Raw genomic sequence first — 14,746 nt, 5'->3', positions numbered from 1 at the left:
ATTAAACATACCCGTGCCAGTCTATCCATGCGTAGACTGGCATTATTATTTTAATTTTTTTAATGGTACTTTTTTAAAATAGTACATTCTGCTTAATGTCTATAAATAATGAATGCATATCAATAAACGCATTTATTTCAATTTTTTGATTTATTTTTCAGTCCTATTAAAACAATACAAATCATGTTATTGATAGTCTTAATAAATCATCCTAAGCCGTGATCATCCACATGTCTTCAAATACCATTAGACTCAGTATTTTTTTATGCCTTAGCATGTGTTTGGGAATTGGTATCTTACGTTTTTCTTATACTGCTTTATTGCCTTCCACACGCGAAGCATTTGAATGGACAGTACAATTTGCCAGTCTTTTAAGTAGTGCAAATCTACTGGGATATCTGATTGGCGCATTGATTGCGATGCGTTTACCTCAAACTAAAATTATGAGCCTTTATATTCAAATTGCCGCTATTGCCGGCATGCTGAGTTTATTATGCTGCGCATTTTCTGGTTTTTCTGAGATTTGGTATATTTTTTGGCGTATTATTTCTGGGATTAGTGGTGGCTTGCTGATGATTCTATCCCCCAGTGTGGTCGCACAATGCTGTGATCTTCAAGATCGCTTTAAAATTAATTTTATTGGTTTTAGTGGAATTGGCATTGGCGTTTTATTGGCCACGTTATTTCTGCCGTATTTAGATCAAATTTCGACTCACACTGCTTGGCTCATTTTATGTAGTTTTGCACTGATCATCTGTATTTGCTTGAGTCGTTTATTACACCAGTTTAAACATCATTTATCGACTGAGACTGTAGCTAGTTCAACAGAAATTCCTTTAAATGCCTTATTTTATAGCTTACTCATTGCTTATAGTAGTAGCGCTTTTGCCTATATTCCACATTCCTTATTTTGGATTGACTATCTTCAGCATACGTTAAACCTGAATTTGTTTTGGATTAACTTTAATTGGATTCTTTATGGTTTAGGCAGTGCCTTGGGTGCTTTTACGGCCTATGTACTGGCCAGAAAATTTGGTAATTTCAATGCACTCAAAATTTTATATAGTCTCTATATTGTGGCTATTTTTATTGCTACTTTAGCCACCCATCCGATGTTGACCCTGACCTCATCATTTTTTACCGGTATGCTTAACCCCGCAGTGGTATTTCTTACCTCTTATACGATTTTACAACTCTATGGCATCGCTTATAAAAAACTCTGGAGTATTGCGACGCTATGTTTTGCTTCTGTTCAGCTTATTGGCGGTTTAAGCTTTAGTGCTTTACAACATTTTGCTGTCAGCTATCATCAACAATTCTTATTGGCTTCTTTTATTTTGCTTTTGGGAACTTTACAGCTCATTTGGATGACTCGTAAAAAACAAAATTAAATAACAGAATAAAGTCGTCAATTTATAAATGGTTTGAAGTAGAAACCAAATAAGGATAGGGATTAACGGCCCCTTGACCATTTAGATAAATTCCATAATGTAAATGTGGGGGTGTATTTTTAGCATTTCCCGTATTTCCGACATAACCAATAATTTGTCCTACTTCGACCCAATCACCCGCCTGAATGTCATCTGCATATGCATCTAAGTGCGCATAATAATGTCGACTTAAATTTGGCCCTATTATCCAAATCACGTTTCCACCTAACTGATTGGTGCCCACTCGCGATACGATTCCTGAAGTCGCACTGAGTACTGGTGTTCCTCGTTTCGCGAAAATATCTACGCCTTCGTGCTTACGTCCTTCGCTACGTGCTGCCCCCCAAGTGTCCGCTATTTGACGTGATTGAATATCTTCCACAGGAATTGCAACTTGTGTAGGTAGATCCATTTTTTGTAATTGCATATACAAAATTGGATAACGCATACCCACGGCTTCACCTGAGGATGGCGGCTGACAACCTGATAGCGTGATCATTCCCAGCATCAAAGTGATGAAGCACAGAATACATTTGGTATTTTTTTGATATTCAGACATAGGATTTATCAATTAAATTGGGATGAATAATAGCGATCTCAACATTATGAATTTCAAATTATTTAAAGAAATATCATTTCTGTAAAGAAAAAACCCGCATCAAATACGGGTTTTTCTAAGATAATTTTTAGCTAAAAATCTAATCCATATTATGAATAATAGCTTGACCAAATTCTGAACAACGTAACAAGGTTGCATCCGGCATTAAACGTTCGAAATCATACGTCACCGTTTTTGCTGCAATTGCACCTGAAATTCCTTTAATGATTAAATTGGCTGCTTCAGTCCATCCCATGTCACGGAGCATCATTTCAGCAGAAAGAATAATTGAACCTGGGTTAACTTTATCTTGGCCTGCATATTTTGGTGCTGTGCCATGCGTGGCTTCATAAACTTGGATTGCGCCGCCAATGTTTGCTCCGGGTGCAATGCCTATTCCACCTACTTCAGCAGCTAGCGCATCGGAAATATAATCACCGTTTAAATTAAGCGTTGCAATAACGGAATAATCTGCAGGGCGCATTAAAATTTGCTGTAAGAATGCATCAGCAATTACGTCTTTAATAACAATATGTTTGCCATTCTTCGGGTTTTTAATCGTGACCCATGGACCACCATCCAAAAGTTCTCCACCAAAACGCTCAAGCGCAACTTCGTAGCCCCATTCTTTAAATGCACCTTCGGTATACTTCATGATGTTGCCTTTGTGAACTAAAGTTACGCTTGGCTTGTCATTGTCGATTGCAAATTGAATGGCCTTACGAACCAGACGTTGTGTTCCTTCTTTAGAGACTGGTTTAATGCCGATACCACAGTTCTCTTCGAAACGAATTTTAGTCACCCCCATTTCTTCTTTCAGAAACTTAATGACTTTTTTAGCTTCTGGAGAATCTGCTTTCCATTCAATTCCTGCATAAATATCTTCAGAATTTTCACGGAAAATCACCATATCAGTCAATTCAGGATGATGAACAGGTGAAGGTACACCTTCAAACCAACGAACTGGACGGACACACACGTAAAGATCAAGTTCTTGACGTAATGCAACGTTCAGTGAACGAATACCGCCACCGACTGGAGTGGTTAATGGGCCTTTAATCGAAACGACATATTCACGCAGTGCCTCGAAAGTTTCTTCAGGCATGTAAGTTCCATAAATTTTGTCTGCTTTTTCACCGCAATAGACTTCCATCCATTCAATCGAACGTTTTGCACCATAGGCTTTTTGAACCGCTGCATCTACCACAGCCTTCATGGTTGGTGTAATATCAACCCCTATTCCATCACCTTCAATAAAAGGGATGATAGGATGGTTTGGAACATTAAGTGATAAGTCTGCGTTTACAGTAATTTTGCTACCATCCATAGGAACTGTGATTTTTTGGTATCCCATTGTACAAATTCTCCCTTTGTCGCTGGCGGATCTAAAAAATAATTGCCAATAAGCATTACTTTCAATTGTTCTTAACGCATAATATTCTAATCGAATTTAAGTGTTTTTAAGATTTAGAGGGAAAATCATCACATTTCCCTACAAAATAAAACGCAATGTTTCCAGTATTTACCTTTATTAAAGTAGTTATTTTTTATGAAAATCGTCATCCTGAATAAACCTTATGACGTTCTCTCCCAGTTCCGTGCCGATGAGAAACATCAAACCATGGCTGATTTCACTCAAGACCCTGATTTACGCATTGCAGGTCGACTTGATTTAGACTCAGAAGGCTTAATGTTTTTAACTGATCACGGTGGTTTAAACCAATTTATTACCAACCCAGCCAGTAAGAAATTTAAAACTTATGTGGTTCAGGTAGATGGCGAGATTACTGACGAAGCATTAGAACAACTTCGCAAAGGTGTTGAACTTAAAGATGGTATTACCCTACCCGCAAAAGCTGAAAAAATTGATGAGCCGGATTGGTTATGGGAACGTACTCCACCCGTTCGTTTTCGTGCATCAGTGCCAACATCTTGGGTAGAAATTCAAATTTGTGAAGGTCGTAACCGTCAAGTGCGTCGTATGACTTCTGCAGTGGGTTTTCCAACTTTACGTTTAATTCGTACTCAAATCGGGACCATCAGTATTATCAAGCTGGGTTTGCAGCCAGGTGAACAAGTGGAAATTGAACCATTACTTTATCCTGACTTTAAAGATGTTCCCGCGGATAAACCGTATGAAGGTCGCTCTTTTGCGAAAAAGACCACACCAAAAAAACAGCACTTTTCTGTGGCAAAAGATAAAGCTCGAGAAGAAAAAGGCGAAGCGCCTTTTAAAGGCAAGAAGAAAGCCGGTGGTGGTACGACCCGTATTTGGCAAATGGATGATGCTGATAAACCACGTCGTAAAACCAATGGTACAACGCGCCCGAATAGCAAAGCACCTCGGGGTCGTGGACGTAATGCACGTTAAATTTTAGTTTAAATATTTTTCTTTTAGAACAAATTTAAATATTGAAATATCCTAAATAAAAAGCCGGTGCATATGCACCGGCTTTTTATTTGAGCAACTAGTTCACCCAAATTTCACATTAAGCTTGAGCAGCTTCAAGCGCTGCATTAAGCGTAGCACTTGGACGCATGATCGCATCTACTTTCTCTTGATCTACAGCGTAGTAACCACCGATATCAACTGACTTACCTTGAACGGAAGCAAGTTCAGCAACAATTTTATCTTCGTTCTCAGCCAATGTTTTCGCAAGCGGAGCAAACTTCGCTTTCAGCTCAGCATTTTCATCCTGCGCAGCAAGTTCTTGAGCCCAATACTTAGCTAAGTAGAAGTGACTACCACGGTTATCAAGCTCACCAGTACGGCGTGATGGTGACTTGTCATTATCAAGTAACTTACCCGTGGCTTGGTCAAGTGTTTTCGCAAGCAATTTTACACCAGCATTGTTTTCTTTAATGCCCATTTCTTCTAGCGAAACGGCCAAAGCCATGAATTCACCCAGTGAATCCCAACGCAAATGGTTTTCTTCAACTAACTGTTGAACATGTTTCGGAGCCGAACCACCTGCACCAGTCTCGTACATACCACCGCCAGCCATCAATGGTACGATCGACAACATTTTCGCAGACGTACCCAATTCCATGATTGGGAACAAGTCAGTCAAGTAATCACGTAAAATATTACCCGTCACTGAAATGGTATCAAGACCACGTGCCACACGTTCAAGTGTATAACGCATCGCACGAACTTGTGACATGATTTGGATATCTAAACCTTCAGTGTCATGCTCTTTCAAGTATTCTTCGACTTTCTTGATCAACTCATTTTCATGTGGACGATACGGGTCAAGCCAGAAAATTGCAGGCATGCCTGAATTACGTGCACGTGTTACTGCAAGTTTTACCCAATCACGTATCGGTGCATCTTTCACCTGACACATACGCCAAATATCGCCTTCCTCAACGTTTTGAGTCATCAACACTTCACCAGTATCTAGATCAGTGATGTTCGCAATACCCGCTTCAGCGATTTCAAAAGTTTTATCGTGAGAACCATATTCTTCCGCTTTCTGCGCCATCAAACCAACGTTAGGCACAGTACCCATCGTTTTCGGATCGAAATTGCCATTCCATTTACAGAAATTAATCATTTCTTGATAAATACGTGCGAAAGTTGATTCAGGCATCACCGCTTTACAGTCGTATTGCTTGCCGTCAGCACCCCACATTTTACCGCCACCACGGATCATTGCAGGCATAGAGGCATCTACAATCACGTCGTTCGGTGAATGGAAGTTGGTAATTCCTTTAGCTGAATCGACCATAGCTAATGCAGGACGGTGTTCCTGACAAGCGTGTAAATCTTCAATGATTTCTTCGCGTAATGAAGTCGGTAAAGTTTGGATTTTTTCGTAAAGACCCGACATACCGTTATTCACGTTAATGCCAAGCTCATCGAATAATTTACCGTGCTTCTCGAACGCTTCTTTGTAATAAATTCTCACACAGTGACCAAATACGATCGGATGAGAAACTTTCATCATGGTCGCTTTGACGTGTAATGAGAACAAAATACCTGCTTCACGACAATCTTCGAGTTGTTTCTCGTAGAAATCACACAGTGCTTTTTTGCTCATGAACATAGAGTCGATAATTTCGCCATCTTTAAGCGCAACTTTTGGCTTAAGAATAACGGTTTCGCCCGACTGAGTGATCAATTCCATTTTCACGTTGCGTGCGCGGTCAAGCGTCATTGATTTTTCACCGTGGTAGAAGTCGCCTTCTTCCATGTGTGAAACATGTGTTTGTGACCATTGCTTCCATTCGCTCATAGAGTGAGGATGCTTTTTCACATAGTTTTTTACCGCAGCAGGTGCACGACGGTCAGAGTTACCTTCACGCAATACTGGGTTTACAGCAGAACCCAAGCACTTGCTATAACGCGCCTTAATGGCTTTTTCTTCATCAGTTGTTGGATTTTCAGGATAATCAGGAATTGCATATCCTTTAGACTGAAGCTCTTTAATACATGCTGTTAATTGACCAACAGATGCACTGATATTTGGGAGCTTAATAATATTAGTATCTGGATCTTGAGTAAGACGACCTAGCTCTGCGAGCGTGTCAGGGACCTTCTGTTCATCACTGAGGTAATCTGCGAATTCTGCAAGCACACGTACGGCTACAGAAATGTCACTTTTGACGATCTCGACGCCAGCTGGCTTAGTAAAGGTCTCAATGATCGGCAGTAACGAATAGGTCGCTAGTAGTGGCGCCTCATCGGTCAGTGTGTAAATAATTGTTGACTTTCCACCAGCCATATATAGCCCCTTGCTTTAGATTAAGTTTGTGAGGATCAAGCTTGTGACTCAATCCTGCGAACCGGTTTATTTAAATAAAACATTTAAAGTATGGATGCTCTTCGCACCTCAGCAAAGTCATCACTATTCATATGACTCTGGCTGAATATTTATACACATCAGTGTTGTTCACCAACGCCCATATTCTACTTGAAATTTCATCTTTTTTCGAATAAACACCTCTCTTCTCGATCTTTGGAAGTACTCCAACCCAACTTACCAATCCAGCATTAATTCCAGTATTTTTTAAAATAATTATTATTTATTAAATACTTAATTAAATAAAACCAAGTAAAACTGTTTAAAAGTTAAACGACTAAATTTGATGTTTTTTAGCCCAATTACTTAGAACATGTTGGGTATCATGCAAATAAATTATGTATATCAAAATATGGGTTAAATTTCTTCTGATTAGGTCAAAAAAGTGCATAGTTTAGGAGGCGCTATTTGCCACTATATTGCACTCATTTTAACGTTGAAGGGTAAATTTCAGCAAAAATACCGAATACATATATTTATTTGCATGATTGCAAGGTAAATAATATTGGTGATACATATTAGAATCAGTAATAAAATCTTCTTGGCTTATCATCAAAATAACGATTGATCTGTATACGTTTTAAACCTGATTGATCTTGATTTTTATTTAAATAAAAAAACCGATACAAGTATCGGTTTTTAATTTATTCAATAAAACCAAACTTTCCTACTTAGTTTTAAACCATTGGTCAAGTTTGCTTTGATCTATGACCTTTAATTCAACAGTACTTAACTCAACTTCACTACCTTGAATTTCAAATTGCATCAATTCATCACGGCGGAACGCATAAACACAATACATCTCATTTTGTTTTGCATATTTGGTTAAAAGCTTTTCAGAGGCTTTTAAACCATCAATCGCAATAATGATATCACCCGCAGCAAGTCCTGCTTCTGCTGCTGCACCATGACGGCGAACAGTTTGAACCAATACCCCTTCTGCTTTATCTGCAAACTTCAAACCGAAAGCTAAATTTTGCTCATTTTTAAGCTCAAAAGACAGGCCAAATTCTGGCATTAACTGTTCTAAGGGCAAGTCATCTGTCGTATTGATGAGATGATTAATTTGCTCTGCCCAATCTTGACCCGTCAATTGCTTACACAGCTCAAAAATAGTCCGCTCATTGACCTGAATACCATTTTGTGCATTTTCATAGAGTTTACGCATTAAGGCATCAAGGCTTGACCCACGTAGACGTAGTCCTAAATCCAGACAAAGTGCAACCAGACAACCTTTGTTATAGTAACTTGTTTCAGCATTATTGGAGTTTTCATCTTGACGATAAAATTTTACCCATGCATCAAAACTTGACTCTGCGACAGTCTGAATAGCATGACCAGGATTTTGTAAATAACGATCAATCTGTAGTTTGAGTAACGTCAAATATGATTCTTGATGAATGACTCCGCTACGTAGCAAAATTAAGTCATCATAATAAGAAGTGAATCCTTCAAAAATCCAAAGCAGTGGCGTATAACCTTCTTTGTTTAAATCGTAATTGACGAAATTTTCTGGTCGAATAAATTTAACCAGCCATGAATGAAAATACTCGTGACTGCACAAACCCAGAAAACGCTGATAATCTTTGGACGGTTCGACAGGTTCATCAGCTTTGGGTAAGTCATCACGGGGGATAATCAAACTGGTGCTATTGGGATGCTCTAATCCACCATAACTATTGCCCGTTGCCATAGTCATAAACGTATAATTTTGAAAAGGTGCACTACCAAACATCTCAATTTCTGTACTACAGATTTTCTCAATATCTTGCTGCATGCGTGTTGCATTCATAGCATGTTTGCCAGAAATCACAAACTCATGTGGAATTTCAGCTGCATTAAAACTAAAACGAGTTTGCTCTGCCAGCTCAAAAGGCGCATCGATGAGTGCGGCATAGTTTTTCGCTTTTAAAGTATGTCGGCCTTTAACTAAGCTTTTGTTTTCAAGGCCAGTCGCCAATTGGAAATGCTTTAATTCAGTTGGTAGGAAAATTTCAACCTCAATGGCCTTATCTTCCTGATCGTCCAAGCCTAAACAAGTACAGGCTGGGTTCACATATAAACGAGTTTGATCGACATACGCCCCTCGCACCGACAAATCATAGGCATAAACGTCATATTCAACCGTAATCAGTTCATGGTCGGTATTAAATAAACGCCATTTATTTTTTTCAAATTTACTGATTTCTAAAACGCGTCCATCTTCATCATAAGCTTTCACAGATTCTATATGTTTTGAAAACTCACGAATTAAATAGCTTCCTGGAATCCAAGTCGGAAGAGATAATACTTGCGTTGGGTTTGCTAAAAAGCGAATCGTCACGTGAATTAAATGCTGACGATAATCGTCAAATTCGATTTGATAATGCAACATAATAGGCAATATAAAGTTTAAAAAGAGAATCTAACAATTAGCTTAGCATTTTTTACAAAGCAGTGCTGAACTGTCGCATTTGTCTACAATTGAGACTAGCCATTCTTTTAAAAAAGGCATAGCATTCGCCATATTTTTTGCATTTTTTAGTCAATGGACTGACAAATAAAGGAACGACATTGAAAGCTGTTATTTATCTCCTTATATCTTTAAGTATATTTTGTTCTAGCTGGGTAAACGCCGCCCTCCTTAACCTTGTTCCTGAAAGTGTTGAAGCGCAAGCATGGACTGTTTTAGATACCCAATCTGGACAAGTAATTGCAGAACACAATAGTCATGTGCAACGCGCACCTGCGTCACTCACCAAAATGATGGTGGCGTATATTACTTTAAAAGAAATTGCAGCAGGTCATTTGCGTAAGGATGATATTTTAACGGCAACGCCCATCGTCAATACAGTCATGTGGGATGAATCACAGATGTATTTAAAACCGGGTGAACAAATTTCGATTGATCAATTGCTTGCAGGCTTGGTGGTCATGTCCGCAAATGATGCTGCGGTAAGCTTAGCAGAACGGATTTCAGGTGACGTTCCTCGTTTTGTTGAAAGGATGAATCAAGAAGCGCAAGCTTTAGGCATGAATGATACACATTTTCAAAATCCAGCAGGGATTACTATGCCAGAACATTATTCTACAGCTGCCGATTTGGCACGTCTGGGACAAGCACTGGTGACTCAAACACCTGAGTATTTAAATTACTCAAAACAGCAAAACTTTTCTTATAACAATCGCTTTCACCGAGCAACCAATAGTCTGTTGAAATTAGATCCTTCTGTTGATGGCTTAAAAACGGGTTTCACCAAAGCAGCAGGTTATAATTTGGCAGTGACTGCTAACCGCCCTTCTATAAATCCTGAAAATCCAGAACGTCGTTTAATTGTTATAGTTTTAGGTACACCGAGTGCAGCAAAACGTGCGGAAGTGGCTTATAACTTAATGAATATGAGCTATACCTATACCCGCAATGAAATTGCAATTAAAAATAAACAACTGATTGCTGAATTGCCTGTCATTAAATCCACACTTAAGATGTTTAAGCTAGAAACCACACAACCTCAAATCATAACCACTTCTTTATATGACCAACCTTATGCAATAGATTTAAAAACTTTTGATCCAGTCAATCAGCGTATTGTCTTGAATACAGGCAATGGCATACTTCAAACAGTAGAACCATTGCAAGAAACCAAAACACACTTAAATATTGAACTAAATGAAAAATCACTTACTGCACCTTTAGCCAAAGTCATGCAACTAGCCACTGTACATGTGTACCAAAATAATCAACTTATTCGCACCATTAATATTGAAGATCACGTACAGATTGAAGAAGCAAATTTTTTGCAAAAAATCATGCTTTGGTTCAAGCAACTGTTTACTTTATTCTCCAATGAGCAGGTAGAAAGTAAAACTTATCCTTTAGGATAAGGAAATTATTTTTATTTAAATTATGTAAGTTGTATAACAATTTTAACAATAACAGCAAATTAAAGATGGCATATTAACGCCATCTTTTTTTATTTTCAAAATAACAAATAGGTTAAAAATGAATCTTCCTCATAAAATTGTGATTATTGGTGGTGGTGCTGGAGGTTTAGAACTGGCAACGCAACTGGGTCAATCTTTAGGTAAAAATCATAAAGCTCAGATTACTTTGGTTGACCAAAAACTGACTCACATCTGGAAACCACTTCTACATGAAATTGCTGCAGGCACCCTTAATCCGCATGCAGAAGAAACCAACTACTTTGTGCATGCCTCTAAAAATCATTATCAATTTGTATTGGGTAGCTTCATCGATGTTGATCCAAGCAATAAAAAAGTCCTCATTGAAACCACATCTGCTCAGCAAAAAGAATCGGCCATAAAAAACCATAGTTTAGACTACGATACGCTGATTATTGCAGTCGGTTCAACCTCAAATGATTTTAATACTGCAGGAGTTAAACAATATTGTCATTTACTGGATAGCCGTAAACAAGCAGATACTTTTCAGCAAGACTTATTACACTTATATTTAGAAGCACAAAATCAGGAAAATACACGCGCATTAAATATTGCCATTATTGGTGCGGGTGCAACTGGTGTCGAGCTGGCTGCGGAGCTTTTTCAGGCCAAACAAACCTTCTTTAAATATGGCTTAAACAAAATTGACCCGAACAAGGTCAATATTACCTTAATTGAAGCAGCTGACCGAATTTTACCTGCTCTGTCTGATACCATAGCCAAGCATACCCATGCGCAATTACAACAATTTGGTGTTAATTTGCTGACTCAGCATCGTGTAGCAAAAGTCGATCAAGATAAAATTTATTTTACCGATGGAAGCTCAATTGATGCTGAATTAAAAGTCTGGGCTGCTGGCATTAAAGCGCCTGCTGTGATTGAAAAGTTAAAAGACTTTCAAAAAGACAATATTCATCGTTTAAAAGTGTATGCGACTTTACAAACCCTTTCTGATCCCAATGTATTTGCCTTTGGTGACTGTGCACATTGCCAACCGGCTGCCGATGAGCCAGTACTTGGCCCACGCGCCCAAGTCGCAAGCCAACAAGCCAGCTTTCTCGTTGAAGCGATGAAAGCGAGAATCCAAGGCAAATCTCAACCCATGTTTAAATTTTCTGACAAAGGTTCTCTCGTCTCTTTAAGCCATCACAAAGCAGTGGGAGAATTACTAGGACAAGTCAATGTACAAGGATTTATTGCCAAATCAATGTATGTTTCTTTGTATCGTTTGCATCAGGCCACCATTCATGGCTATACCCATGCAGGACTTTTAACAGCTAAAGATTTTGTCACAAGAAAAATCGGCCCTAAGATAAAATTGCATTGAAATTTAAAAAACCGTCCCTATTAATAAAAAAACGCCATATAAAAGGTGGAAAATGCAGTTTTTTGATAAATATAGTCTACAAAAACTGCTTTTCACTTTATGATGTACCCTTTAAAAATTGAATGGATCAATGACATGACTGCTATTGCAAATGACCTCGTGGTTTCTTTCCACTACACGTTGACTAACGCAGAGGGCGAAACTCTCGACCAATCACAAGGTGAGCCACTTGCATATTTGCACGGTGCAGGTAACATCATCCCAGGTTTAGAAAACGCTTTATTGGGCAAAACTGTTGGTGAAAAATTCACTGTAAACGTTCCTGCTGCTGAAGGTTATGGCGAATACAACCCAGAATTAGTTCAAGAAGTTCCTGCACAAATGTTCCAAGGTGTGGACAATATCCAAGCGGGTATGCAATTCCAAGCGCAAACTGATGACGGCGTTCAAATTGTGACTGTTAAAGCAGTTGAAGGCGAAAACATCGTTGTTGATGCAAACTTCCCACTTGCTGGTCAAGATTTAACTTTTGAAGTTGAAATTGTTGAAATTCGTGAAGCTTCTGCTGAAGAATTAGAACATGGTCATGTACACGGCGCAGGTGGTCATCACCACTAAGATCTGTACAGATCAAAAAAAGGCAAAGTTTTTACTTTGCCTTTTTTATGATTTTAAAAATAGTACAGCTTTCATTCGATTTAAAATAAATCAAATCATCATAAATTTTATTTTTAATCAACACATCATTTAAATCAAAAACTTAAAGTGCTTTTTAGCATCTACATGATTCGATCTTATGATTATAGATAATCGCCTTCACGCTCTGGTTGATACAACACTTTTTCAATCTTAACCTTCATTAAATGACCATCTGGTTGTGGCCATTCGATTTCTTGTCCTTCGGACAGTCCCAAAATTGCTGCACCCACTGGTGCAAGCACATTGACCTGCCCTTTATCCCCGCGGAAATCATGTGGATAAACCAAAATAATTTCTGTAGGTTCATTGGCAGGTGCAATCGTTATTTTTACGCGCGCGTTCATGGTGACTACATTTTCAGGTATCTCTTGCGGAGCAACCACATCAGCACGAGCCAACTCATCTTCAAGATGTTGCATCGTTGGCGTCAATTTCGATTGATGCTCAAGCATCGTTTCTAAACGTTGTAAATCTTGCTGAGAAATAATAATTGCGGGTTTAGCCATTTACCTGATTCCTTTGAATGAAAGATGTCATTAGAGCAACAGCAAAATGATTTATATTTGGTATGAGATATTATTCTGTTATAGCAGAAATATAATCTTTGAGAATATCACTTTTCACTATATAAAAAAAAAGCCCCCTTGAGGGAGCCTTCTCAAGTGTTTACTTAGTTTGCGTAAACAGGGAATTTAGCGCAAAGCGTTTCAACTTTTGCTTTCACAGTATTGATCACTGCTTCATCACCTTTCGCATCTAGAATATCAGCAATCCAACCTGCCAATTCACTGACTTCCGCTTGACCGAAACCACGCGTGGTAACAGCTGGTGTACCAATACGAATACCCGAAGTTACGAATGGAGAACGTGGATCATTCGGTACAGCATTTTTGTTTACAGTAATGTGAGCTGCGCCTAACCAAGCATCTGCTTCTTTACCTGTCACATCTTGTTTAATCAATGACAATAAGAATAAATGGTTTTCTGTACCACCAGAAACGATATCATACCCACGTGCAATTAATACTTCAGCCATCGCTTTAGCATTAATGACCACTTGTTTTTGATATTCTTTGTATTCAGGCGCCATAGCTTCTTTAAAGCAAATCGCTTTCGCTGCAACCGCGTGAACCAATGGACCGCCTTGGTTACCCGGGAATACAGCAGATTGAAGTTTTTTCTCAATCTCTTCGTTGGCTTTTGCAAGGATTAAACCTGAACGTGGGCCACGAAGTGTTTTATGGGTCGTTGTGGTTGTTACATCAGCAATTTGCACTGGGCTTGGATAAACACCCGCAGCAACTAGACCTGCCACATGCGCCATATCTACAAATAGGTACGCGCCAACTTTATCTGCGATATCACGGAAACGTTGCCAATCTACAATTTGACTATATGCAGAGAAACCCGCAACGATCATGCGTGGTTTATGCTCTACAGCCAAACGCTCAACTTCTTCATAATCAATTTCGCCAGTTTCAGTGTTTAAACCGTACTGAATTGCGTTATATGTTTTACCAGAAAAGCTCACCTTTGCACCGTGAGTCAAGTGACCACCATGCGCCAAGCTCATCCCTAAAACAGTATCACCCGGGTTTAATAGGGCTAAATATACGGCAGAGTTTGCTTGTGAACCTGCATGTGGCTGTACGTTTGCATAGTCCGCACCGAACAATTCTTTAGCACGGTCAATGGCTAATTGTTCAATCACATCTACATATTCGCAGCCGCCGTAATAGCGTTTGCCTGGGTAGCCTTCTGCATATTTGTTAGTAAGTTTTGAACCTTGCGCTTCCATAACTGCTGGAGAGCAATAGTTTTCAGATGCAATCAGTTCGATGTGCGCTTCTTGGCGAGCATCTTCCTTTGTGATTGCTTGCGCGATTTCTGGATCAAATTCAGCAATTGAGATATTGGCAAACATTAGCGAGGTCCTATGAATTAG

Annotated in this window: 11 protein-coding genes; 5 read left to right on the top strand and 6 right to left on the bottom strand. The window is 38.9% G+C overall.

What is annotated here, in order from left to right; all coding sequences use genetic code 11:
- The first annotated feature begins 230 nt into the window (after positions 1 to 230).
- Positions 231 to 1,391 (top strand): YbfB/YjiJ family MFS transporter, encoded by a 1,161-nt coding sequence (locus GA0116959_RS02240; protein WP_092717930.1) that lies wholly within the window; start codon positions 231 to 233, stop codon positions 1,389 to 1,391.
- 22 nt (positions 1,392 to 1,413) lie between these two features.
- Here GA0116959_RS02240 and GA0116959_RS02235 read toward each other — a convergent pair whose 3' ends face one another.
- Positions 1,414 to 1,938: a M23 family metallopeptidase gene (locus tag GA0116959_RS02235; RefSeq protein WP_244878554.1), complete on the bottom strand. Its 525-nt coding sequence runs from the start codon at positions 1,936 to 1,938 to the stop codon at positions 1,414 to 1,416.
- A 190-nt stretch (positions 1,939 to 2,128) separates the two neighbouring features.
- Positions 2,129 to 3,382 carry an NADP-dependent isocitrate dehydrogenase gene (gene icd / locus GA0116959_RS02230; protein ID WP_092717924.1) on the bottom strand — a complete coding sequence of 418 codons (1,254 nt, stop codon included), beginning with the start codon at positions 3,380 to 3,382 and terminating at the stop codon, positions 2,129 to 2,131.
- A gap of 195 nt (positions 3,383 to 3,577) precedes the next feature.
- Here icd and GA0116959_RS02225 point away from each other — a divergent pair, with 195 nt between their 5' ends.
- On the top strand, positions 3,578 to 4,399 hold the full coding sequence (locus tag GA0116959_RS02225) for an rRNA large subunit pseudouridine synthase E (protein ID WP_092717919.1): 822 nt from the start codon (positions 3,578 to 3,580) through the stop codon (positions 4,397 to 4,399).
- A 118-nt stretch (positions 4,400 to 4,517) separates the two neighbouring features.
- Here the strand turns inward: GA0116959_RS02225 and GA0116959_RS02220 are convergent, their stop codons facing one another.
- The gene (locus tag GA0116959_RS02220) at positions 4,518 to 6,755 is read right to left on the bottom strand and encodes an NADP-dependent isocitrate dehydrogenase (RefSeq protein WP_092717917.1); all 2,238 of its coding nucleotides are present in this window, start codon (positions 6,753 to 6,755) and stop codon (positions 4,518 to 4,520) included.
- Between the two features lie 745 nt (positions 6,756 to 7,500).
- On the bottom strand, positions 7,501 to 9,207 hold the full coding sequence (locus GA0116959_RS02215) for a M61 family metallopeptidase (protein ID WP_092717914.1): 1,707 nt from the start codon (positions 9,205 to 9,207) through the stop codon (positions 7,501 to 7,503).
- A 179-nt stretch (positions 9,208 to 9,386) separates the two neighbouring features.
- On the opposite strand from GA0116959_RS02215, the gene GA0116959_RS02210 reads away from it, so the two are divergent.
- The 3 genes from GA0116959_RS02210 to slyD all read left to right on the top strand — a co-directional run bounded on the left by GA0116959_RS02210 (position 9,387) and on the right by slyD (position 12,720).
- Positions 9,387 to 10,697 (top strand): D-alanyl-D-alanine carboxypeptidase PBP6B, encoded by a 1,311-nt coding sequence (locus GA0116959_RS02210; protein WP_092717911.1) that lies wholly within the window; start codon positions 9,387 to 9,389, stop codon positions 10,695 to 10,697.
- Between the two features lie 118 nt (positions 10,698 to 10,815).
- Positions 10,816 to 12,102, top strand: a complete 1,287-nt coding sequence (locus tag GA0116959_RS02205) for an NAD(P)/FAD-dependent oxidoreductase (protein WP_092717908.1) — start codon at positions 10,816 to 10,818, stop codon at positions 12,100 to 12,102.
- Positions 12,103 to 12,237: 135 nt separating this feature from the next.
- Positions 12,238 to 12,720, top strand: a complete 483-nt coding sequence (slyD, locus tag GA0116959_RS02200; RefSeq protein ID WP_053580321.1) for a peptidylprolyl isomerase — start codon at positions 12,238 to 12,240, stop codon at positions 12,718 to 12,720.
- A gap of 182 nt (positions 12,721 to 12,902) precedes the next feature.
- Here the strand turns inward: slyD and rnk are convergent, their stop codons facing one another.
- Together rnk and glyA are read right to left on the bottom strand one after the other, a co-directional pair.
- A complete protein-coding gene (rnk, locus tag GA0116959_RS02195; RefSeq protein ID WP_053579959.1) occupies positions 12,903 to 13,307 on the bottom strand; it encodes a nucleoside diphosphate kinase regulator in 405 nt (134 codons plus the stop codon).
- Between the two features lie 164 nt (positions 13,308 to 13,471).
- Positions 13,472 to 14,725 carry a serine hydroxymethyltransferase gene (glyA, locus tag GA0116959_RS02190; protein ID WP_092717905.1) on the bottom strand — a complete coding sequence of 418 codons (1,254 nt, stop codon included), beginning with the start codon at positions 14,723 to 14,725 and terminating at the stop codon, positions 13,472 to 13,474.
- Between the last annotated feature and the right edge of the window lie 21 nt (positions 14,726 to 14,746).

This window comes from Acinetobacter albensis, from assembly GCF_900095025.1.
In the GTDB taxonomy this organism is placed as follows: domain Bacteria; phylum Pseudomonadota; class Gammaproteobacteria; order Pseudomonadales; family Moraxellaceae; genus Acinetobacter; species Acinetobacter albensis.
This window is presented reverse-complemented; position numbering and strand designations above follow the sequence as displayed.